24 protein-coding genes are annotated in these 21,352 nt (G+C 70.6%); 12 read left to right on the top strand and 12 right to left on the bottom strand.

Annotated features, from left to right (window positions below):
• The first annotated feature begins 53 nt into the window (after window positions 1–53).
• A complete protein-coding gene (locus AC1DBE_RS07695; protein ID WP_476970151.1) occupies window positions 54–1,058 on the top strand; it encodes a zinc-dependent alcohol dehydrogenase family protein in 1,005 nt (334 codons plus the stop codon).
• Here the strand turns inward: AC1DBE_RS07695 and AC1DBE_RS07700 are convergent.
• The 5 genes from AC1DBE_RS07700 to AC1DBE_RS07720 form a co-directional block, all read right to left on the bottom strand.
• Window positions 1,039–2,088 (bottom strand): glycosyl hydrolase family 65 domain-containing protein, encoded by a 1,050-nt coding sequence (locus AC1DBE_RS07700; protein WP_476970221.1) that lies wholly within the window; start codon window positions 2,086–2,088, stop codon window positions 1,039–1,041. The two genes, AC1DBE_RS07695 and AC1DBE_RS07700, sit on opposite strands and share 20 nt — an antisense overlap.
• Window positions 2,089–2,238: 150 nt before the next feature.
• Window positions 2,239–3,042 carry a glycosyltransferase family 2 protein gene (locus AC1DBE_RS07705; RefSeq protein ID WP_476970152.1) on the bottom strand — a complete coding sequence of 268 codons (804 nt, stop codon included), beginning with the start codon at window positions 3,040–3,042 and terminating at the stop codon, window positions 2,239–2,241.
• Window positions 3,039–4,418: a PIG-L family deacetylase gene (locus AC1DBE_RS07710; protein ID WP_476970153.1), complete on the bottom strand. Its 1,380-nt coding sequence runs from the start codon at window positions 4,416–4,418 to the stop codon at window positions 3,039–3,041. The genes AC1DBE_RS07705 and AC1DBE_RS07710 overlap by 4 nt, the downstream gene beginning before the upstream one ends.
• Window positions 4,412–5,515: a hypothetical protein gene (locus AC1DBE_RS07715; RefSeq protein WP_476877888.1), complete on the bottom strand. Its 1,104-nt coding sequence runs from the start codon at window positions 5,513–5,515 to the stop codon at window positions 4,412–4,414. The genes AC1DBE_RS07710 and AC1DBE_RS07715 overlap by 7 nt, the downstream gene beginning before the upstream one ends.
• Window positions 5,516–5,644: 129 nt before the next feature.
• Window positions 5,645–6,322 (bottom strand): O-methyltransferase, encoded by a 678-nt coding sequence (locus AC1DBE_RS07720; protein WP_476877889.1) that lies wholly within the window; start codon window positions 6,320–6,322, stop codon window positions 5,645–5,647.
• Window positions 6,323–6,427: 105 nt separating this feature from the next.
• On the opposite strand from AC1DBE_RS07720, the gene AC1DBE_RS07725 reads away from it, so the two are divergent.
• Complete coding sequence (locus tag AC1DBE_RS07725) at window positions 6,428–7,087, top strand: GntR family transcriptional regulator (RefSeq protein WP_476877890.1); 660 nt, start codon at window positions 6,428–6,430, stop codon at window positions 7,085–7,087.
• On the top strand, window positions 7,084–8,271 hold the full coding sequence (locus AC1DBE_RS07730; protein WP_476903518.1) for an MFS transporter: 1,188 nt from the start codon (window positions 7,084–7,086) through the stop codon (window positions 8,269–8,271). The genes AC1DBE_RS07725 and AC1DBE_RS07730 overlap by 4 nt, the downstream gene beginning before the upstream one ends.
• A gap of 10 nt (window positions 8,272–8,281) precedes the next feature.
• Here the strand turns inward: AC1DBE_RS07730 and AC1DBE_RS07735 are convergent, their stop codons facing one another.
• A complete protein-coding gene (locus AC1DBE_RS07735; RefSeq protein ID WP_476877892.1) occupies window positions 8,282–8,608 on the bottom strand; it encodes a thiamine-binding protein in 327 nt (108 codons plus the stop codon).
• 131 nt (window positions 8,609–8,739) lie between these two features.
• Between AC1DBE_RS07735 and AC1DBE_RS07740 the strand changes: the two genes are divergently transcribed.
• Window positions 8,740–9,408, top strand: a complete 669-nt coding sequence (locus tag AC1DBE_RS07740) for a TetR/AcrR family transcriptional regulator (RefSeq protein ID WP_476877893.1) — start codon at window positions 8,740–8,742, stop codon at window positions 9,406–9,408.
• Between the two features lie 4 nt (window positions 9,409–9,412).
• Complete coding sequence (locus AC1DBE_RS07745) at window positions 9,413–9,829, top strand: YkvA family protein (RefSeq protein WP_476877894.1); 417 nt, start codon at window positions 9,413–9,415, stop codon at window positions 9,827–9,829.
• 9 nt (window positions 9,830–9,838) lie between these two features.
• Here the strand turns inward: AC1DBE_RS07745 and AC1DBE_RS07750 are convergent, their stop codons facing one another.
• The 5 genes from AC1DBE_RS07750 to AC1DBE_RS07770 all read right to left on the bottom strand — a co-directional run bounded on the left by AC1DBE_RS07750 (window position 9,839) and on the right by AC1DBE_RS07770 (window position 12,381).
• Window positions 9,839–10,561, bottom strand: a complete 723-nt coding sequence (locus AC1DBE_RS07750) for an ANTAR domain-containing protein (RefSeq protein ID WP_476970154.1) — start codon at window positions 10,559–10,561, stop codon at window positions 9,839–9,841.
• Window positions 10,561–10,800, bottom strand: coding sequence for a hypothetical protein (locus tag AC1DBE_RS07755; RefSeq protein WP_476970155.1), 240 nt, complete (start codon window positions 10,798–10,800; stop codon window positions 10,561–10,563). Before AC1DBE_RS07755 ends, AC1DBE_RS07750 begins: the two co-directional genes overlap by 1 nt.
• Window positions 10,801–10,868: 68 nt before the next feature.
• Window positions 10,869–11,180: an AzlD domain-containing protein gene (locus AC1DBE_RS07760; protein ID WP_476877897.1), complete on the bottom strand. Its 312-nt coding sequence runs from the start codon at window positions 11,178–11,180 to the stop codon at window positions 10,869–10,871.
• The gene (locus tag AC1DBE_RS07765) at window positions 11,177–11,932 is read right to left on the bottom strand and encodes an AzlC family ABC transporter permease (protein WP_476970156.1); all 756 of its coding nucleotides are present in this window, start codon (window positions 11,930–11,932) and stop codon (window positions 11,177–11,179) included. Before AC1DBE_RS07765 ends, AC1DBE_RS07760 begins: the two co-directional genes overlap by 4 nt.
• Window positions 11,929–12,381 (bottom strand): DoxX family protein, encoded by a 453-nt coding sequence (locus AC1DBE_RS07770; RefSeq protein WP_476970157.1) that lies wholly within the window; start codon window positions 12,379–12,381, stop codon window positions 11,929–11,931. Before AC1DBE_RS07770 ends, AC1DBE_RS07765 begins: the two co-directional genes overlap by 4 nt.
• A gap of 156 nt (window positions 12,382–12,537) precedes the next feature.
• Between AC1DBE_RS07770 and AC1DBE_RS07775 the strand changes: the two genes are divergently transcribed.
• The 5 genes from AC1DBE_RS07775 (at window position 12,538) to AC1DBE_RS07795 (ending at window position 18,039) form a co-directional block, all read left to right on the top strand.
• Window positions 12,538–13,536 carry an ABC transporter ATP-binding protein gene (locus AC1DBE_RS07775; protein ID WP_476970158.1) on the top strand — a complete coding sequence of 333 codons (999 nt, stop codon included), beginning with the start codon at window positions 12,538–12,540 and terminating at the stop codon, window positions 13,534–13,536.
• Entirely contained in the window at window positions 13,529–15,121 is a 1,593-nt protein-coding gene (locus AC1DBE_RS07780) for an ABC transporter permease (protein ID WP_476970159.1), read from the top strand. The genes AC1DBE_RS07775 and AC1DBE_RS07780 overlap by 8 nt, the downstream gene beginning before the upstream one ends.
• Before the next feature lie 126 nt (window positions 15,122–15,247).
• Complete coding sequence (locus tag AC1DBE_RS07785) at window positions 15,248–15,622, top strand: DUF7793 family protein (protein WP_476970160.1); 375 nt, start codon at window positions 15,248–15,250, stop codon at window positions 15,620–15,622.
• Between the two features lie 86 nt (window positions 15,623–15,708).
• Complete coding sequence (locus tag AC1DBE_RS07790) at window positions 15,709–17,235, top strand: putative bifunctional diguanylate cyclase/phosphodiesterase (protein ID WP_476970161.1); 1,527 nt, start codon at window positions 15,709–15,711, stop codon at window positions 17,233–17,235.
• A gap of 9 nt (window positions 17,236–17,244) precedes the next feature.
• Entirely contained in the window at window positions 17,245–18,039 is a 795-nt protein-coding gene (locus AC1DBE_RS07795) for a class I SAM-dependent methyltransferase (protein WP_476970162.1), read from the top strand.
• A 38-nt stretch (window positions 18,040–18,077) separates the two neighbouring features.
• Here AC1DBE_RS07795 and AC1DBE_RS07800 read toward each other — a convergent pair whose 3' ends face one another.
• The gene (locus AC1DBE_RS07800) at window positions 18,078–18,620 is read right to left on the bottom strand and encodes an ArsR/SmtB family transcription factor (protein ID WP_476970163.1); all 543 of its coding nucleotides are present in this window, start codon (window positions 18,618–18,620) and stop codon (window positions 18,078–18,080) included.
• A 73-nt stretch (window positions 18,621–18,693) separates the two neighbouring features.
• Between AC1DBE_RS07800 and AC1DBE_RS07805 the strand changes: the two genes are divergently transcribed.
• A complete protein-coding gene (locus AC1DBE_RS07805) occupies window positions 18,694–19,944 on the top strand; it encodes an MFS transporter (RefSeq protein WP_476970164.1) in 1,251 nt (416 codons plus the stop codon).
• A gap of 57 nt (window positions 19,945–20,001) precedes the next feature.
• Window positions 20,002–21,348, top strand: a complete 1,347-nt coding sequence (locus tag AC1DBE_RS07810) for an MFS transporter (protein WP_476970165.1) — start codon at window positions 20,002–20,004, stop codon at window positions 21,346–21,348.
• The last annotated feature ends 4 nt before the right edge of the window (window positions 21,349–21,352 follow it).

A 21,352-nucleotide genomic window follows, 5' to 3' on the forward strand; every position in this document is an offset into this window, starting at 1 on the left:
GACACGCGGCCGCCGCACCCGGGATCTGGAGTCGGGCCAGAAAGGGAGGCTCCGTGCGAGCCTGGTGGGTTGCGCAGCCGGGACCTATCGACACCGGTCCGCTGCTGGCCGGCGAGCGCCCCGACCCCGTCCCCGGCCGCGGGGAGGTCCTGGTGCGTGTCCGGGTCTGCGGGGTGTGCCGCACCGACCTGCACTTGGCCGAGGGTGACCTGGCGCCGCGGCGTCCCGGAGTTATCCCCGGGCACGAGGTGGTCGGGGAGGTCATTGGCAACGGCGCGGGCGCCACCCGGTTCCGGCACGGCGAGCGGGTCGGCGTGGCGTGGCTCGGCGGGACGTGCCGTTCCTGCCGTTTTTGCCTGCGGGGCCAGGAAAACCTGTGCTTGTCCCCCACGTTCACCGGCTGGGACCGGGACGGCGGCTACGCCGAGCTCATCACGGTCGCCGAAAACTTCGCCTACCGGGTGCCCGATTCTTTCCGTGATGAGGAGGCGGCGCCGCTGCTGTGCGCCGGCATCATCGGCTACCGGGCCCTGCTCCGTGCCGAGCTGCCCATCGGCGGGCGGCTGGGCATTTACGGCTTCGGCGCCTCCGCCCACCTGGCCGCGCAGCTTGCGCTGAACCAGGGGGCCAGGGTGTACGTGATGACGCGGTCGCCCGCGGCGCAGCGCCTGGCCCTGCAGCTCGGGGCCACCTTCGCCGGCGGCGCCGACGACGACCCCCCGGACCCGCTCGACGCGGCCATCCTGTTCGCCCCGGCCGGCAGCCTGGTGCCGCCCGCGCTGCGGGCCCTGGACCGGGGCGGAACCCTCGCCGTCGCCGGCATCCACCTCAGCGAGATCCCGCCACTGGACTACGCCGCGGACCTGTTCCAGGAGCGGCAGCTGCGCAGCGTCACGGCCAACACCCGGGCCGACGGTGAGGAGTTCTTCCGCCTCGCCGCGGAGATCCCGCTCCGGCCCACCACCGTGGTCTACCCCTTCGACGCCGCCGACCTTGCCCTGCAGGACCTGGCCGGCGACCGGGTGACCGGCGCCGCAGTCATCCGCGTTGCCCCGTGACCGGCTGCGGGAATTCGTGCTGCTCCCCGGCCCGGAGCAGGATCTCGCGGTTCCCCACCCGGACCAGGACGGGGGCCGCGTCCCCCGGGGCGGCGGCCACCAGCAGCCGCCCGGTGTCCAGGTGCACAGCCAACAGCTGGTCGCGGTAACGGACGCTGAAGTCGACGCGGCGGAGCTCGGCCGGGAGCCGCGGCGTGAAGCCGAGGGCGTCGCGGGTGATCCGCAGCCCCGCGAAGCTGCGCTGGACAACGTCGATCGTGCCGGCCATGGCGCCCAGGTGGATGCCCGAGCTGGTGGTGCCGCCCTGGGTGTCGTCCAGGTCCGCGTCCAGGGCCTCCCGGAAGGTGGCCCAGGCGCGTTCCGGATCGCGCTGCGCGAGGACCGAGGCGTGGGCCACCCGGCTCAGGGTGGAGCCGTGCGCGGTGCGGGCAAGGTAGAAGTCCACGGTCGCGGCCATCTGCTGCGGGGTGACCGGGTACCCCAGCCGCCCCAGGAACCCCACCAGCTGGTCCTCGCCCAGGAGGTAGAACAGCATCAGGACGTCCGCCTGTTTGGCCAGCCGGTAGTGGTTGGTGCTGTCCCCCTCCGCCTCCAGGATCAGGTCCAGCCGCTCAATGTTGCGGTACCGGCGGCGGTAGCCGGCCCAGTCCAGTTCCCGGAGCCCGCCGTAGCCGGCGAACTGGCTGATGATGCCCCCGCCGTGGAACGGCACGAACATCCGCCGGCTCAGGGTCGCCCAGCGCGCAATCTCGGCCGCGGTGATGCCCAGCCGCGCCCGGAGGTCCGCCATGTCAAAGCCCTGGACCGACCGCATGATCCACTCCGCCTGGTCGAAGACCCAGGCGGCCATGACGTTGGTGTACGCGTTATCGTCCAGGCCGCCGCCCGGACGGTCCGGCGCACCGGTGTGGTACTCGTCGGGGCCCATAACGCCGCGGAGGTGGAACCTGTCGCCGGCGGCGTCGTAGTCCGCCATGGAGGCGAACAGGCGTGCGACCTCGACAATCAGTTCCGCCCCGTGCCGGGTCAGCCAGCCGCGGTCCTGGGTGGCTTCGAAGTATTGCCATGCGTTTGCTCCGGGCCAACGCCTCGGCGGCTGATATTGAGCTGAGCCAGGAGCAGCTGGACGCAGTCTCGGGGCTGGGCGCCCATTGAGCCGCCACAGTCCGGACGGACAGCCTCAGTTGCCGGCGGCGGCAGGCCTCTGGCGGCCCAGCGAGCGCAGGTACGCGCCGAATCCCTGCGGCGCCCGCGCCTGGGTCCGGCCGGAGGTCACCACCCGCATGGTGTCTGTGGCGAGGACGGTAAACGCGAGGCCGCGCAGGCTCTGGACCAGGGTGCGGTCCTCGTGGGATTCCAGCGGGGAGAAACCGCCCGCGGCGAGGTAGGCCGAGGCGCGGACACCGAAATTTGCCCCGTAGATGTGCGGGTGGTTTTCCTCGAAGGGGTGCCGGTCGAGCCAGCGGCGCAGCAGCTCGGGATCCATCCCGGCGGGATCGGGTTCCACGGATCCCAGCACGGCGTCGGCGCCGGCTTCGGCGAACTCGAGTTGACGCAGCAGCCAGTTCGCCGGGACCTGCGAATCGGCGTCGGTGTTGGCCAGCCACGTCCGCCCGGGCCATGGCAGCGGTGTGGTGCGCTGGCCTGGGGTGCGCCGCGGGGGTTTTAGCACGGCCGCGCGAACACCGGCGGCCCGGCTCGCCCCGGCGCTCCCCAGCCGGACTTCAAGGGCGCTGAAGCGCGGATCGGCGTCGACGTACCGTGCGGCGATAGCCGCGGACCCGTCGGTACAGCTGTCCAGGACCACGGTTACCCGGACGGCGACGTCGGGCCGCCGGCGCTGCAGCTCGTCGGCGGCGCACTGCACCGCCGCAAGCGCGCGCTCAAGATGCTGGTCCTCGTTGTGGGCGGGCATCACCACGGCGATGGCGTCGATGCCGGGCCGGCGTTGCGGGGCCAGGGCGGAGGCCGCCTGGCCGCTCACGGGAGCGGCTCCGGGGCCCGAAAGACCTCCAGCACGAAGTCGCGCTCCCGGTACTGCCCGGCGTCGGCCCACCCAAGGTGCTGGCGGGCAGCGGCGTGGACCGAATCGCCGTCGAGCTCCCAGCCGTCAATCGGGTGCCGCCAGTGGCACAGCGCCAGGGTGCCGCCGGGCAGCAGCGCCGCATCGATCCGCGCGAACAGTCCGGACAGTTCCTCCGGCGAGAGGTAGTAGCCCACCTCGGAGACCACAATCAGGTCAAAGTTGCCCTCCGGCCAGCCGTCCGGCACGGTAAGGTGGCGGGTCCGGGCGTCCGGCAGGTGCGCCAGCCGCCGCGCGGCGTGCGCCAACGCCGCGCTGCTCGCGTCGACGGCCACGAAGCTGCCGCAGCGTTCCGCGAGCTCCACGCTCAGGGTTCCGATCGAGCAGCCGATTTCCAGCCCCGCGGAGTAGTTGCGGCCCGGCAGCGCCGCGAGCGTCAGGGCCCTTTTGCGGTGTTCGTACCAGCTGGTGGTGTACTCCCAAGGGTCCTCGGCGCGGGCGTGGACCGCATCAAATAAGCCCTCCGCGTCCGCTGCGGCGTAGCCCCGGCCGGCTCCTGCGGGCGCCTGCGGGCGCTGCCAGGCGAAGGTCTCCCAGGTCCGGGAGAAGTGCTCCAGGAACGGCGCCGGGAGCAGCACCTCATCTCCCGGCTGCCCGGAGAGCGGCAGAACCTGGGAGGTGTGCGCCGCCATGGCCTGCGCCTTGGCGTGCTGCTCCGCCGGAGTCAGCGGGAGCCGCAGCCAGGTCTGCCAGGCCGGGTCCTGGGCGCCCGCCCACAGCCAGTACCAGACGGGGTACTCCAGCAGCCCGTGGCCTGCGGCGGCGGCCGCTTCCGCCGCGGCCGAACCCAGGGCGTCGTGGTCCGTGTGCCCGTCGTTCCGGTAGGGCGCCACGAGCACGATCCGGTCCGCGGGCAGGCCGGTGGCGGCGGCAGCCTCCCGGACCGCGGCAAGCACCGCCGCCCGGTGGCCGGCGAGTTCCCCGTCCGGGAGCCCGAGGTACCGCCAGCCGGCATCCGGGACCAGGACCCCGAGCGCCCCGGCGAATTCGCGCAGCCGCAGCTGGGCCAGCTCCGCCGGGGTGGTGCTGGGCGAATCGGGGTGCGAGGATTCCCCGGCCGTGCAGAGCACCACCCGTACGTCCGCGCCGAGCCTTCTCAGCCGGGCCATGAGACCGCCGGCACCGAGGGATTCGTCATCCGGATGGGCGGCCAGGACAATAAAGGCCATGCTGGCCAGCCCGGCGTCGTCCAGCGGAAGCTCGGTCAAAGCGGAGAGACCGCTCTGCGCCCACTCGGCCTCGCTGGTTCCGGCGTCCTGGTGCGAAAAGGTCACCATGCGTGGTCCCCCTTGAACGTCAGGGCACCCAGCTGGGCGTCGTCGCGCATCGCGTGGTGCTGCCGGATGTAGAGCGCGAGGTCGGCCATCCGTTTGCCGTAGCGCCGGTCGAACGCCAGCGGCCCCGGCCCGAGGTTCTGGCTGACCAGCGCCTGGATGCGTTCGACGGCGGTGGCCACACTGCCGCGGATGCGCAGCGCCTCACTCCAGGCGCCCGGTCCGGAAAGTTCACCCGCGTCGATCCGGGCCGCCGTCCGGGCGAGGTACTGGGTGAGGCCGGCCAGGGTGCGGTCGATCTCGCCGAGGTGCGCGAGGGCCAGCTGGTCCGGTTCGCGGCCGGCGTCAGCGGACTTCTGCAACGCGTCCAGGTAGCCGCGGGCCACGGCGACGGCGCCGCCCAGCCAGCAGGCGGCGACCCCCATCCCGCCCCAGGCGAAGCCCGGACGCCGGTAGTACCAGCCGTCGCCCCCCAGCGGGACGGCCGGGACTGAAGCAAAGTGCACCGTGCCGCTGGGGATTTCGCGCAGCCCCAGGCTGGTCCATTCGGGGTCCGCGAAGCTGACGCCTGCGTCGTGCAGGTCCACGGCGAAGGCAGCACGGCCGCCGCCGTCCAGGTGCGCGGTCACCACGGCGTGGTCGAGTTGCGCGGCGATGGAGCACCACGGTTTGGAGCCGGTCAGCACGACGCCTGCGGCGTGGTCCTCGGCGTTCAGGGCCAGCCCGGGCCCTTCAGCGGCGAAAACCCCCCAGGTGCCCTCGAATCCGACGACGGCGCATCCGGCGCCTGGTTGTTGTTCGCCCGGCGGGGCAGCCGCCTGGGCGAGGATTGCCCCGGCGTCCAGGTGGGGTTCGAGGATGCGGCCGGCGGCAACGTCGACGGCGGTCACTGAGGCCAGGAGCTCCCAGAGGAAGGCGGTCCGGCCGCCGCCGGGCCGGGGCGCGGCCGCTCCCGCATCCGTGGCAAGGGCCAGAAGGGCAGGCACGTCCCCGACGGCGGCCTCGGCGGCGGCCAGCAGCGGCCCGAGTGCGGCCAGCTCGTCCGGCGCGGAACTGATCCGCACAGGCCCGGGGTGGGGGGCATTCTGGGTCGGGCTCATTCTCTGGCCTGCTCCTTTGCGACGATGGTCCGTGCGGTAAGTGCTGTCAGTGCCGGAACGGCTGCCGCAGCAGTCCGCCGGCGAACTCTAAGCATACTTACCATTGTGCAGGGCCGTGTCGCGGGGAACCTACCGGACCAGGGCGAGGGCAAACCCGTCCCAGCCCTTGGAGCCCACGGTCTGGATGACCGTGGCATCCAGCCGGGGGTCCGAGCCCATCATCTCCAGCGAGGCAACAATCCCCGGGGCGTTGACGGGGTCCAGGGCCGGCTCGAGGACAGCGCCCTCCCACACCACGTTGTCCATGACCACCGTGGTGCCCGGCCGGCCCAGCCGGATGGCCCACTCCAAATACTGCGGGTTGTTTTCCTTGTCCGCGTCGATGAACACAAAATCAAAGGGCCCGGCCCCCTCTTTTTCCAGCGCGGGCAGCGTGTCCAGGGCCGCGCCCACCCGGATGTCAACGAGGTGCCCCAGCCCGGCGTTCTCGAGGTTGGCGCGGGCCACCTCGGCGTGCCTGGGCTCGTATTCGCAGGTGACCAGGCGGCCGCCGTCGGGCAGGCCCTCCGCCATCCAGAGGGTGCTGAACCCCGCCAGCGTTCCGATCTCCAGCACCCGGCGGGCGCCCGAGAGCTGGACCAGCAGCTTCAGCAGCTTGCCGGCGTTCGGGGCGACTTCGATGGGCGGCAATCCGGCGTCGAGGGCCGCCGCGGCGGCATGCCGCAGCGAGTCGTCGGGGCGGATTACGGCACCGGAGAGGTAGTCCTCGACGGCGATCCAGCGGGACGTGGGCTGATGCTCGATCATGCGGCCAGTCTTCCAGCTGGGTCCGCCGGTGGGTAGGCCCCAAAACCACGGGTCGGCCCCATCTGTATAGTTGTATACAAGTATATTTTTTAGCGGGAGAGCACAATGTCAGAGGCACAGGCACGCAACACCGGAGCCCACTACGTATATGGGGAGCTGAAGCGCCGCATCCTGGACCTGGAACTCAAACCCGGGGAGCGCCTGTACGAGCCAGCCATGGCTGCCGCCCTCCGGGTCAGCCGCACACCGCTGCGTGAAGCCATCCGGCGGCTCATCTCGGAAAGCCTCCTTGAGCAGCAGCCCACCGGCGGCGTGGTGGTGCCCGCCCTCGACGAGACGGTCATTTCGGAGCTCTACTCAGTCCGCGCCGCCCTGGAATCCCTGATGGCCCGCGAGGCCTGCGCGAAGGCCACAAAGGCGGACATCGAGGCGCTGGAGGGAATCGTCGAGCGGAACGCCGCCCTGGTGCACTTCGCCGATGAAACCATGAAGCACGGCACGGCCCTCCACGCCAAGATCGCCAGCATCGCGGGCAACTCCTGGGCGCGGCGCTTCCACGACCAGATCAGCAGCCAGATGGAGCGTTACCGGTACTTCACGAACAATGCCCAGCAGCGCAGGGACGTGGCGCTGGCCGAGCATCGCGTCCTGTTGGACGCGATCGCCGGCGGCGACCCTGAGGAAGCCGCCCGGATCGCGTTCAGCCACGTGATCGGCGCGAAGGACGAAGCCCTGCGCGCCATCTCCGGCCGCGACCTCTCATGATCGACAACCTCGGCCGCGGCTCGGCGACTGCACTCCTGATTCATTCGGCCCTGATCCAGGCGGTGACCTTCCTGGTCCGCCCCGCCGCGACATACCGGGCGCTGGAGCTGGACGTTCCGGGTTTTGCCTTGGGCCTGCTAGCGGCCAGTTATGCGGTGTTCCCCCTGCTCCTTGCCGTCCCGACCGGCGGTCTGGTGGACCGGCTGGGCGAGCGACGGCTCATGGCCATTGGCTCCGCCGTCGTCTTGTCCTCGTCCGTGTTTCTGGTGCTCTGGGGTACCTCGGTCCCGGCGCTGGTGGCCGGGACCTCCCTGCTCGGCGCGGGCCAGCTGGCCTGCGTGGTGGGCCAGCAGGCCGTGGTGGCCAACAATGCGTCACCGGCTCGGATGGATTCCGCGTTCGGCTTCCTCACATTCGCCGCCTCGCTGGGGCAGGCGCTTGGTCCCTTGGCCATCTCGCTAGTGGGCGGCGCGTCCATCCGGCCCGACACGCAGGCGATTTTCCTGCTCGCCGCGGGCATGAGCCTGGTGATGTTCGTGACGACGTTTGGTGTGTCCGCGAAGGTCAGCAGCGGAAACCGCAGGGTCAGGGCGGCCGACGGCGGCCCGGGCGGTGTGCGGTCCCTGCTGCGGACCCCCGGGGTGGTCCAGGCGCTGGCGACGAGCGCCGCCGTCCTCGCCGTCGTTGACCTGACCGTGGTGTACCTGCCTGCGCTGGGTACCGAACGCGGCCTCACGGCCGCCACCGTGGGGCTTCTGCTCACGGTCCGGGCCTGCTTCTCCATGGTCTCCCGGCTGGGGCTGGGCGCGGTCTCCCGGGCGCTGGGGCGGACCCGCCTGCTGGTGCTGAGCCTGGTCCTTTCAACGGCAGCCCTCGCGGTCGCCGCCATACCGATGCCCGAATGGCTGCTGTTTGCGGTCATGGCGGCGCTTGGCCTGGGCCTGGGCATCGGCCAGCCCCTGACCATGTCCTGGCTCTCGTCGCGGGCCCCGGACGGGCAGCGCGGACGTGCCCTGGCGCTCCGGCTTGCCGGGAACCGGGTGGGGCAGGTGATCCTGCCCAGCGCCGTTGGTGCCGTCGCGGCGGGGCTGGGCGCGGGCGGGGTGTTCCTGGCGTCGGCCGCCGTGATCGGCGGGACGCTGCCCCTGGTCCGCAGTGTCAGGCTCGACGGCGAGCCGGACTAGGGACTCGCGGCTACTCCCCCAGCGCCTGTTCGAGCCGGTCGAGCTTTCCGGTCAGTTCGCCGGTGTAGCCGGGCCGGATGTCGGCCTTGATCACCAGGGAGACGCGGCTGCCGAAGCGGCCCACGGCCTCGGTGGCCCGCTTCACGACGTCGAACACCTCATCCCAGTCCCCCTCGATGGTGGTGAACATGGAATCGGTGCGGTTCGGCAGCCCGGATTCCCGGACAATCCGCACGGCCTCGGCGACGGCTTCGTGGACCGAGGCGTCATCCGCCCCGGAGCCGGCGGGCGCGTTCGCGGGGAGGCCGGAGGGTGCGACAGAAAATGCAAGCAACATGGCTTTAGTCTGCCACGCAGAACGCGGCGGGCAGGCTCCGAACGGGGACCAGCCCGGCCCGCGACACGTCACAAAGCGCGGTACCGGCCGGTAACAGGTTTCCTCAACCTTTGCGTTGCTAACCTGAGCAAATGAACCGGGGAGTAGACCGCAGGCCGCTCCGAGCGGACGCTGCACGCAACGTGAACAAGATTATTGCCGCGGCCCGCCAGTGTTTCCGCGAGCATGGCCCCGAGGTGCCGTTGCAGACCATCGCCGTCACGGCGGGCGTAGGCCCGGCCACGCTGTTCCGCAATTTCGCGGACAAGGAAGAACTCGTCCTCGCGGCCCTGCACCAGCAACTGAAACTGGTGGTCAACCCGGTGATCGACCAGGCCCTGGCCGGCCCGGATGCCGCCGAGGGCCTGTTCCGGGTGGTCGAGGCGCTGATGGGTGTTGCCAGCAACGAGGCCAACCTGCTGGGCGCGGTGGCCGGCCGGCGCGGTGTGCTCACCGGGATCACCGGCGACCTGATCGAGTCCGTGGCCGTGCTGCTGGGCCGCGGCCAGGGCCAGGGAACGCTGCGCAGCGACATTTCGATGACGGACATGATCCGGCTGATGGCCATGCTGATCGGGGTGGTGGACACCATGGAAGCCGGATCGGATGCGTGGCGCCGTCCGGTGGCCCTGGTGGAGGACGCCATCCGCGCCGAGCGGCCCGACCGTCCGCTGCCGGCCCAGTCGCTGGTGCCCGGCACCACGTACGGGACGGCTTTCGGCGTCGGATTCGGGGCAACCTACGGGACCACGTACCGTTGACCCCATGACGTGGGAAACCGCTGCCGGCGTGCTGGGCGGCCTATTGCTGGTGTATGCCGTGCTGTTGCTGCTGCTGTGGGGGTATGCCCGCCGGCACCCCGAGACGGTCACCATGAAGGATGCCCTGCGGCTCCTCCCGGACCTGCTGCGCCTGATCCGGCGGCTGCTGGCCGATGGCACGGTGGCGGTGGGAGTCCGCGTCCGGCTGGCCCTGCTGCTGGTGTACCTGCTGTCCCCGATCGACCTGGTGCCCGATTTCCTGCCCGTGATCGGCTACGCGGACGACGTCATTATTGTTGCCCTGGTGCTGCGCTCGGTCATTGCCCGGGCCGGCGTGGACGCCGTGGAACAGCACTGGCCCGGCACCCCGGAGGGCCTGCAGCTGATTCTCAAGCTGGCGGGGCTTGGCACGGCCCGGTAGCCGGCCCGGCTAGCCCCGGAAGTCCGCGGGACCGGGCCCGGAGTCGAACCGGTGCAGGATTTCCTCGGCGACGTCGCGCAGTTTGATGTTTCGGTTGTTGGAGGCACGGGTCAGGAGGGCAAAGGCTTCGGCCTGGGAGCACCGGCTTTGGCCCATCAGGATCCCGGACGCGAGGCTGATGATCGAGCGCGACTGCATGGCCTGCAGCAGGTCCCGGTTGGCGGCCTGGGTGGCGGCGATCCGCACCGCGAGGCGCGTCGCCCGCCCGGCCATCTCGGCGAACGCGGTGCAGCGGCTGGCGATGCCGGCGTCGAAAACGCCGGACCCTGCCGCATAAAAGCCCAGGGACGCCTTGGCGTTCTTCTCCAGCCCCAGGCCGATGCCCAGCAGGCTGTGATGGCCCCGCAGTGCCGCCGCCCGGAGGTACTTACTCCACCGCCCGTCCGCGGCGGCGTCCCGGACCACCGCCGAACCGCCGTGTTCCAGCACTTCCAGCCCGGGGCCCTGCAGGAGACGGTCCTGGAGCTGTTCGAGCACCAGCGCCTCGGGGCAGGAGCCGGCCAGGATGGTCGCGTTCCTGGGCCGCCGCAGCCGGACCGAACACCGCACGGGGCCTCCGACAATCTCCTCCGCGAAGTCCGCAGCGGCACCGGACAGGCGCTCGGCGAAGGCCTGGAGGTCGGCGCTTTCCAGCACCAGGTCCTGCAGGCGGTCCGAAAACTGAGGCTGCATCAATCCTCCGCGGGTTTGTCCTTGGCCTCGTGCTGCTGATGGGCCTCCTGGAGGTGCTGCTGCAGTTTCTCCTCGGCGTCGCGGCGTCGGCGGGCCATCTCCCGCAATTCCCGGGTGGATTCGGTGCCGGGGGAAACGAAGTGTTCATGCGGCTTCGAGTGCTGCTCCTTGCCGGAGGCGGCCGCGTCGGCGGGGTCCGGGCCGGGGGCAGCCGGGGTCGGAGCGTCGTTGTCAGTCATCATCAGATGCTCCCACCGGGCATCCGGTCCAGCTAGGGACTAAAGACCGTTGAGGAAATGGATCCGCGTCAGGGCCAGCCGAGCAACCGGAGTCCGGCCGCGGCGCCGGCACCGGCCAGGACCACCACCAGGAACGGGGCACGGAACCAGAGGGCGATCGCCGCGGCGGCGAGGGCACCCAGCCGGGCATCCAGGGCCAGGGACTGTCCTGACGCGACCGTGTTGACCACCGTCAGGGACGCCAGCAGCCCGATTGTCATGGTGCCCGCGACCCGTGACATCCGCGGATTGCGCAGCAGGCTGGCGGGCACAAGGTAGCCCACCAGCTTCCAGGCGTACGCCAGCACGCAGGAGAGCAGGAGCCAGAGCCAGAGCGTCATGACGCCTCCCCCCGGCGGCCGTGGAGGCGCCGGTCAGCCTCGTGCTGCTCGGCGTAGGGGTCGACGTCGGGCTCCAGCCCTTCGTCGCTGCGGCCGTGGCTGAACCAGCCAACCAGTGCCGCGACGAACGCGGCGACCAGGATCGGCACGCCGGCCGGCACGAACGGGAAGGCCAGGACGGTGGCGAGGGCACAGACGACGGCGATCGCGACGGGTTCACGGCCTTTGAGCCGCGGCCACAGGAGGCCAAGGAACGCCGCAACGGCGGCGCCGTCGAGCCCCCACTGTTTCGGGTCCCCGAGCGCACTCCCGGCCAGCGCTCCGATGGCGGTGAACAGATTCCAGAGAACGAAGATGCCGATACCCGCGGTCCAGAAACCGCGGCGCTGCTCCACGGGGTCGGTCTGGCCGGTGCTGGTGGCGGTGGATTCGTCGATGGTGACGTGGGCGGCGGCGAACCGGCGCCAGCCGCGCGGCTGCAGCAGGGCGTTGAGCTGCATACCGTAGATGCCGTTGCGCATCCCCAGCAGGGTGGCCGCGCTCATGGCCGCGACCCCGGAGCCGCCGCCTGCCACGACGCCGATGAACGCGAACTGCGAGCCACCGCTGAAGAGCAGCAGGCTCAGGGCCATGGTCTGCCAGAAATCCAGGCCGGACGTGACCGACAGCGCCCCGAAAGACACCCCGTAGAGCCCGGTGGCGATGCTGATGGAAAGTCCCACGCGCACCGCCGGGGACTGCGTGAACTTCACCGGAGCCGCTTCGGCGCCGGTTTTGTCAGGCTCCAGGCCCAGGCGATGAGGGGTGCCTGCAGCGGTAGGCGGATGCTGTGCACCCGCCGTTGCGTCGGGGTTCCCGCCGGGCCGAAGGCCGTACGGAGCGCGTCGAGGTGCCCGGCGAGGAAGGCCGTAAACATTACGGCCACACCGGAGGCCGCAACGCGGCGGGTCTGCGGGACCAGGAGTCCGGCCGCGGCGCCCGCTTCCGCGAACCCGCTGACGGCCACCCACTCCTCGCGGGACAGCACGGCAAGGGGGCCGTTGGACCGGGTGCCGGAGTCGTCGCGGCAGAGGTACCCGGGAACCACCTGCGCAAAGAACTCCGGGTCGCGGAAGTGTTTTGCCGCACTGGCAAGCAGCAGTCCGCTGAGGGCGGCCGCGGAAAGTGTCTGGGTGGCCCGGGGTGACCAGCGGAAAGGCATGGAACCATGCAACCACAGCCGCGGCGCACCGGGTAACCGGGCCTGTAACCTGCCCGCCGGCGGGCCACCCGCCGCCGGACGGCAGGCGCTGTGACCTGCGAAAATGGGACTTTGCGCAGGGGTCCGCCGGGCCTCAGCCGGAGTACCTTGTTGACTATGAGCAGTGTGGTGGAGCTGACCGGCGTCGTGAAACGGTTCGGGGCCGTGACGGCTCTGAATGGACTGGACTTCGAGGTGGCTGCCGGGGAGGTGCACGGCTTCCTGGGCCCCAACGGTGCCGGCAAATCCACCACGCTGCGCCTGCTGCTGGGAATGCTGCGCGCCAACGCCGGATCCATCCGGGTTTTGGGCCTCGATCCCTGGCGCGACGTGGCCACGCTGCACCGGCGCCTCGCCTACGTTCCCGGCGATGTCTCCCTGTGGCCCAACCTCACCGGCGGTGAGGTCATCGAGCTCCTCGGCCGGCTGCAGGGCGGGCAGGACCGGGCCCGGCGCGACCAACTGCTGGAGTTGTTCGAGCTGGACCCCACGAAGAAAGCCCGGACCTACTCGAAGGGCAACCGGCAGAAAGTGGCCCTGGTGGCCGCACTGGCCACGGACGCCGAGTTGTTCCTGCTGGACGAACCCACCAGCGGCCTGGACCCGCTGATGGAAGACGCCTTCCGCGGGTGCGTCCGCGAGCTCAGGGCGCAGGGCCGGACCGTCCTGCTCAGCAGCCATATCCTCAGCGAGGCCGAGGCGCTCTCCGACAGGGTCAGTATCATCCGGGCCGGCCAGGTGGTGGAATCCGGTCCCCTTGAACAGCTCCGGCACCTGACCCGCACCTCGGTCACGGCCGACGTCGCCGCGGTGCCGCCGGAACTGGACCGTTTGGCGGGGGTGCACGACGTCGTCGTGGCCAACCACCGGATCAGCGCCCAGGTGGATCCGGCCGGCCTGGGGCCGTTCCTGCAGGCCCTGACCGGCGCCGGGCTGCAGGCCCTCACCAGCCGGCCGCCGACGCTCGAGGACCTGTTCCTGCGGCATTACGGCTCGGGCAACGGTGCGGACGTGCCGGGTTCCGGGAACGACGCCGAGCACTCCGCCGCCGCCGGTTCCGGCCGCGCGGCCGCCCGCGGACGGGGAAGCGGAGGGACGGGGGCCGGGGATGCCTGAGACGTTGGCCGGCACCGGGATGCTGGTGCGGCTGGGGCTGCGGCGGGACCGCTGGCTGCTTCCCGTGTGGGTGTTCGGGTTTGCCCTGGTGGCGTTCTCCACCTCGGTGGCCGGCGCGGACCTCTACCCGGACGTGCGCAGCCGGATTGAGGCCGCCAACGCCCTGAACGCCACCGCCTCCATGGTCGCGATGTTCGGACGGATCTACGATCCCGCCTCGCTGGGCGCCCTCTCGCTGATCAAGTACACCGCGTTTATGACCGCCATCCTCGCGGCCCTGATGGTCATCCTCATCATCCGCCACACCCGCGCCGACGAGGAGAGCGGCAGGCTGGAACTGCTCGGGGGCGGCCGGCTGGGACGCGACGCCGCCCTCACCGCGGCGCTTGTCATCGGCCTCGTCGCGAGCCTCGGCGTCGGGTTGCTGTCGGCCGCGGCACTGGCCGCCGGCGGGCTGCCCGCCGCGGGGTCCCTGGCGTTCGGCCTGGGCTGGGCCGCCACCGGGATGGCGTTCAGCGCCGTCGCCGGGGTCGCGGCGCAACTGACCGCGAGCGCACGTGCCGCCACCGGCCTGAGCGTAGGCGTCATCGCCGTCACTTACGGCCTGCGCGCGGTCGGCGACCTCGCAGAACCCGGCCCGTCAGTGTTCTCCTGGCTCTCCCCGATCGGCTGGAACCAGCAGATCCGGGCCTTTGCGGGCGACCAGTGGTGGGTGCTTATCCTGCCGGTCGCGCTCTGCGTGCTGCTGATTCCGGCGGCTTTCGCCCTGCGGGCGCGCCGGGACCTGGGCGCCGGGCTGCGGGACGAGCGCCCGGGGCCGGCCGTCGGCTCATTGACAGGCGTCTTGGCCCTGGCTGTGCGCCTGCAGTACCGGGTGTGGCTGGCGTGGGCCGTCGCGTTCGCCGTGTTCGGGGTGGTGATCGGGTCCCTGGTGGGAAACGTCGAGCAGATGCTGAGCTCCCCGAATGCCCGCGACCTGATCGCGCTGCTCGGGGGCGCCTCGGCGCTCCGCGACGCCTTCCTTGCCGCGGAAATCAGCATCATGGGCCTGCTCGCCGCGGCCTATGGCGTGTCGGCGGCGAACCACCTGCGCGGCGAGGAGTCCGCGGGCCACACCGAGGCGTTGCTCGGCACGGCCGCCACCCGCATCCGCTGGGCGGGCAGCCACTTCGTGTTCGCGCTGGCCGGGGTGGCCGTGCTGATGGCGCTGGCGGGGGTCTGCATCGGTGCGGGCGCGGCGGCCGCCGTCCAGGACTCCGGGCTGGTGGGCCGGTCCGTCGTCGCCTCGCTGGCCCAAATACCGGCGGCGTGGGTGCTGACCGGCGTGGCGCTGGCGGTGTTCGGCTGGGCGCCCCGGTTGGCCGGCGCGGTCTGGGGAGTGCTTCTGGGCTTTGTGGCGCTGGGAGAGTTCGGGGTGCTCTGGAACGCCCCCGGCTGGCTGATGGACCTCTCGCCGTTCCGGCATTCTCCGCTGCTGCCGGTCGGTGCCGATGCGCTGCCGGCCCTGGCGGCCCTGACCGTCACGGCCGCCGGCCTGGCCGCGCTGGGGTTCCTGGGCTGGCGCCGGCGTGACCTGGCCGCCTAGCTGTAAGTGCCGGTGCCGCGACGTCTGCACAGCCACATGGCGACTTTTGGCCGGGAAATACGCCGTCAGGGGTACCTTTGAGGAGTTGCAGAAGGTCTCGGCGATTGATGGGGATGGGATGTGGTCATGGCACCGGTGACTGTCGACGGCGGAAAAGGCAGTGTCGAACTGAGCGACGGCCGCTTCGTCCACCTGCGCTGGCTGCCCAAGATCGACATCCTCGTTGAGGATGCGCGGGCCGCCATGGCGACAGTCAACGAGGTCTGCCAGGGCTCGGAGTACCCGATGCTTGTGGACATGGAAGCGGTGGCGTCGGTGAGCCGGGAGGCCCGCGCCGTTTGGTCCATCCCCTGCAGCGCCTCGCGCATCGCGTTGCTGGGCCGCTCACCTGTGGACCGCGTCCTGGCGAACTTCTTCCTCGGGGTGCACATTCCGCCGTGCCCCACGCGGTTTTTCACCTCCCGCAGCGAGGCATTGGATTGGCTCCATGTCGACCGCTGACCGGCCGGCCGCGCCCGCTACGGGGCGCACGACGGCGGACCGGACCGCCGCCGTCGAACGCTCCTTTCGAAGACGCGACCACTCGCATGGGAGTTGATGACCCGCGGCTTGAGCAGCTGGTCGATGGCATCGTCCGGCTCGCCGCGGGCGAACTGGCCGCACGCATCGAGCCGTCCGAGCTGGGCGACGCGATTGACGCCGTCATCACCGGTATCAACCTCCTGGCCGAGGAGCTCGGCCATATCCACGCGGAGCTGGAAGATCGGGTGGCCGCCCGCACGGCCATGTTGCGCAGGACCCAGGTAAAACTGGAGTTGATGGCCAAGACGGACGCGTTGACCGGGCTCGCCAACCGGCACCTGCTCAGCGAGCGCATCCACGAGGCGATCGTCGGCGCCGGCGACGGCGTCAGCGTTCCGGCGGTGCTGGTCCTGGACCTGGACACCTTCAAGGCCATCAACGACGCCCTGGGACACAGTGCCGGGGACGCGGTGCTGACCGAAGTGGCCAGCCGCCTCAACTCGGTGGTGCGGATCTCCGACACCGTTTCGCGCCTGGGCGGCGACGAATTCGCCGTCCTCATCAAAGCTGCCAGCGAGGAGGAAGTCCTCCACATCGCGCACCGCGCCCGGGACGCGCTGCGGGAGAGCATCAGGATCGGCGCCGAAACCGTGTGGACGTCGGCCAGCATCGGCGTTTGCGTCTTCCGGCCCGGTAACTCACCGGAAGAACTGATCCGCAACGCGGACATTGCCATGTACCAGGCCAAGGCCGCCGGCCGGAACAAGGTCATGCTGTTCCATCCCGACATGCTTAACGCCGTCCAGGAACGGTCCCGGATCACGGCCGAGCTCCGGAGCGCCGCGGCCGGCGGGGAGCTGGCGCTGCTCTATCAGCCGGTGATTGAGCTGGCAACGGGCAAAGTCGCCGGCGTCGAGGCCCTGGTCCGGTGGCATCACCCCGTGCACGGGACCATCATGCCGGACCGTTTTATCGGCATCGCTGAAGAAACCGGCCTGATCCTTGAGCTGGGCCGTTGGGTCCTGAACGAGGGAATCGCTCAGCTTGGCCGCTGGCGGGACGCCGCCCCGGACCTGCCGGACTTTGGCGTGCACATCAACCTGTCCGCCGCCGAGCTCCTGCGCAGCGACCTGGTGGACGACGTCCGGGAAACCCTGGCCAAGTACAGCCTGGACCCGAGCCGGCTGGTCCTGGAGATCACCGAGACCGTGCTGATGTCCCGGGGCGCCGGCGAGGAACAGGTCCTGGACCGGCTGCGGGCCCTGGGCGTGGGCCTGCAGATCGACGACTTCGGAACCGGCTACTCATCCATCAGCTACCTCAGGTCGCTGCCGGCGGACACTGTGAAAGTCGACCAGTCGCTGATCAAGAACCTGGAGTCCGATCCGCAGCAGCAAAAGTTTGTGGCCGCCGTCCTGCAGCTGATCTCCTCCGTTGAGCTCAAAGCCATCGTGGAAGGCATCGAAACGGCCGGGCAGGCTGCCCAGCTGCAGGCCATGGGCTGCCTCTACGGCCAGGGCTACTACTTCGGCCGCCCCATGGCGGCCGACCAGATCCTGGACCTGCTCCGCGGCCCGGGACTGCGCCGATAGAGTTAGGCCATGTCCAAGTTCTGGCACCACGTGCTGATGGTCCCCACCGTGGTGCGCCTCGCCTCGAAGGCACCGAAAGACCCGAACACCGCGTGGGACCGCTACTGGACCGGCATCAGCAGCACCGGCCGCACCGGGGATGTTCTCTGGGACTCCGGTTCCGCGCTCGAGCACAACCAGTACAGCGCTCTGGTCCTTGACCACTTCGACCCGGCCCTGCCGGTGATCGACGTCGGCTGCGGCAACGGCACCCACACCCGCTGGCTGGCCGGGCTCTTCCCCGGCACCCGGGTCCTCGGGATCGACGTGTCGCCGGGCGCCATCGACCGGGCGGTCATGGAGGCCCGGGACGTGCCCAACGCCGAGTTCCTCGTGCTGGACGCCACCGAACCGGGCGCAGGCGAGGCCCTGCTCGAACGGCTGGGACCCGCCAACGTCTTTGTCCGCGGCGTCTTCCACGTCCTGAAAACCGATAAACAGGCGGCCCTGGCCGCCAACCTGCGGACCGCGGTGGGAACCCGGGGGCGGGCGTTCCTGACCGAGACCAACTTCCTGGGCAGCAGCCTCGACTACCTCTCCGAGCTGGGCGCGACACACCACAACGTGCCCCGGCAGCTCCGGCGGGCGCTCGAGAACCTCCCCCGGCCGGGACGGTTCGGCGCGCCGGAGCGGCAGGGTGTGTTCCCGGCGTCGGACTGGCAGCTGATCACGGACGGCCCGGTGAGCATCGACGTCGTCCCGATGAATCCGGGCGGACTGCCGCAACAGGTCCCCGGCTATTTCGCGCTGCTCTCAGGCGCCTGACCAGCGCTGCTGCTCCGGATACCGGCCGGCGCGATGGCCTAGTCGGGCGAGCGGTGCAGGACGAATATCCCGCCGTAGGCGGGCTGGTCCGGCCTCTGCCGGTCGCTGTCCATGTACTCGCTGAGCACGGCGTGGATCCGCGTGGCCACGTCCTCGGCGTCGGCGTCGGAGAGGTGGAGGACAAACCGTGACAGGCTGGCCAGGGCATCCGGGCCAGCCTCGGCCAGCTCCTCCCGGAACGCTTCGAGCGGAGCCAGCGGACCGTCCGGGCCGGCATCGCGCAGTGCAGTGTCCAGGTTCCAGGACCGCCCGGTGGACCGGTAAGGCTTCTCCAGCGCACCGCTCTCCCCCGTGCGGACATCGGCGGGCTCAAGGAATCCGGCCGAGAGCAACTGACGGACGTGGTAGAGCATGGTCCCCGGGTCCTGGCCCAGCCGGTCCGCGAGCTGTTTGTTGGTCAGCTCATGCAGCCCGCACAGGCGCAGGACGCGCAGGCGCAGCGGGTGGGCGAGGGCTTTGATTTCGCGGGCGTTCGCGGTGGGATTCTTGGAGTCCGCTCCCGTTGGCTTGGCGTCCGTCATGGATCGATCCTACAACTGATGCACTAAATTCAACCCCCTTGAATTTTCTCAATCAATAGGGGATGGTTCAGCTATGACAACCGACGCCGTACAGGCCAAGACCCGGGACCGGGCACCGCTCGGCGCTTCTTACTGGAAGCTGTGGACTTCCTCCGGCCTGTCCAACCTGGCGGACGGCGTCTTCAAGATCGCCCTGCCCCTGCTGGCCATCCAGCTGACGCAGTCGCCCACCCTGATTGCCGGATTGAGCGTCGCGGCCACCCTCCCGTGGCTCCTCTTCGCGCTCACCGCCGGTGCCTTGGCCGACCGGCTCGACCGGCGGAAGCTGATGCTGTGGGCCAACCTCAGCCGCGCCGTCCTGCCGGCCCTGCTGATCGCCGCGCTGCTCCTGGGCTTCGGGTCCATCTGGGCGCTGTACGCCGTCGCGTTGCTGGTGGGGGTCGCCGAGACGTTGTACGACACCTCGGCGCAGTCGATCATGCCGCAACTGGTGGGCCGGGATCAGCTCTCGCGCGCCAACGGCCGGCTTTACGCCGTCGAGCTCACCACCAACCAGTTCGTCGGCCCGCCACTGGGCGGACTCCTGGTGGGCCTTGGCGTGGCCGCGGGCTTCGCCGTGCCGGCCGCTCTGTGGCTCGCCGCCGTCGGAGGCCTGTTCCTGGTCCGGGGGACATTCCGGGCTGAACGGGAGCAGAAGACCACCCTGCGGTTCGACATTGCCGAGGGTCTGCGGTTTCTGTGGCACCAGAAAATTCTCCGCACCCTCGCGATCATGACCGGGGTGTTCAACTTCGCCTCAAGTGCGGCGTTCGCGGTCCTCGTGCTGTTCGCCGTGGGGCCGGCGTCGGCCATGCGGCTGTCCGAGGCCGGCTTCGGCCTGCTCCTGACCGCCTCCGCCGTGGGTGCCCTCATCGGCTCGCTTGTTGCCGAGTGGGCCGAGGCCAGGCTCGGCCGGCCGATGTCCCTGGCCCTCACGATCGTCGGCGGCGCGCTCTTCGTGGGCGCCCCCGCCATCACGGACAACCCCTACGTCCTGGCCGTCTTCCTCTTTGTCGGCGGCATGCTGGTGGTGCTCTGGAACGTCATCACCGTGTCCCTGCGCCAGCGCATCACCCCGAACCGCCTCCTCGGCCGGATGAACAGCGCCTACCGGCTGCTCGCCTGGGGCACCATGCCGCTCGGGGCGGGGGCCGGCGGCCTGCTCGCGCAGTGGCTGGGCCTGCAGGCCATGTTCGGCATTATGGGTGCCCTGACCTTGGCGCTGCTCGTGATGATGCCCGTACTCACGGAGAAGGCCATCGCCGCGGCGGAAAGTCCCGCGTGAACGGCACGCCAACGGCCCCTGCAGCTAGGCTCTAGGCCTATGGGGTGAGGGGGAATCATGGGCACCGCTGACGACGGATCGCCGGCAAAGGAGGCGAAGCTGCGCCACTATCCGGCGTTTGTCCGGTTCTGGCTGGCCTCCACCGTGTCCGACTTCGGCACCTACATCACCACCCTGGCCCTCTCCGTCCTGATCCTGGTGACGCTGAACGGCACGCCCATGGACCAGGGCCTGGTGAATGCGGCGCGATGGGCCCCCTACCTTCTCTTCGGCCTGGTCGCCGGCGTCTGGATTGACCGGTTTCCGCGCCGGACGGTCCTGATCGGCGGAGACCTCGGCCGCGGCCTGATCCTCGCCACGGCGTGCGGGGCAGCGCTGACCGGGATCCTCACCATCCCCGCGCTGGTGGTCCTGATGTTCGTTTTCGGAACCCTCGCGCTGACCGGCGATGCCGCGTACCAGAGCTTCATTCCCCAACTGGTCCCCCGGCCGCTGTTGGTCCGGGCGAATGCCCGGCTGCAGCAAAGCGACACCGTGGCACAGACCACCGGAAGCGCGGTGGCCGGCGGCCTGGTGGCCCTGATCACCGCCCCTCTGGCCCTCCTGGTGGATGCGGTCTCCTATTTCTTCTCCGCCGCGGCGCTCTTCACCCTGGAGCAGCCGGCAGGCCGGCTTCGGCCCCGCGGCGGGGAACAGCTCCGGCACAAGATCGCCGAGGGCCTGCGGTGGGTCTACCGCCATCCGCACCTGACGCCCCTGGTGTGGAGCACCCACATCTGGTTCATCGGGTCGGCCATCCTCGGAACCGTCCTGCCCACCCTGGTCCTGCATGACCTCGGGCTGGGGGCACTCGGGCTGGGACTGGTGATGGGCTGCGCCGGGGTCGGCGCCGTCGTGGGGACAACGCTCTCCACCCGCCTTGGGGACCGCTGGGGTACGGGCCGGGCCATCGTGGCCTCGCGCCTGGTCGAGCCACTGGCTATAGCTGTGGTGGCCCTTTCGCCGCTCGTCGCGGGCGCCGCCCCTGCCGGCGGGGCCAACACGCCACCGCCGGACTGGCCCGGAGAACTGTGGGCCGCATTTGTCCTGGCCGGCGCCGGGCAGCTGCTGTTCGGCCTGGCCATGGGGGTCGAAGGGCCGCTGGAGATGGGCTACCAGCAGGCGGTCACCCCGGACCGGCTTATCGCCCGGATGAGCGCCACCAGGCGGTCGGTGAACCGCGGAATGATCGTCGTCGGAGCCCCGCTGGGCGGCCTCATCGCCGCGCGCGCCGGGACGGATGCCGCGCTCTGGGTGGCCACAGCCTTCCTGGTGGCGGCCGTGCTGGTCCTGCTGTTCTCGCCCTTCAGGGACGCCCGGATCGAGGTTCAGCAGCTCACCGACGAGGAAGCCGTGGCACCGTAGCGGC

Source organism: Arthrobacter sp. 10T416 (assembly GCF_056394165.1).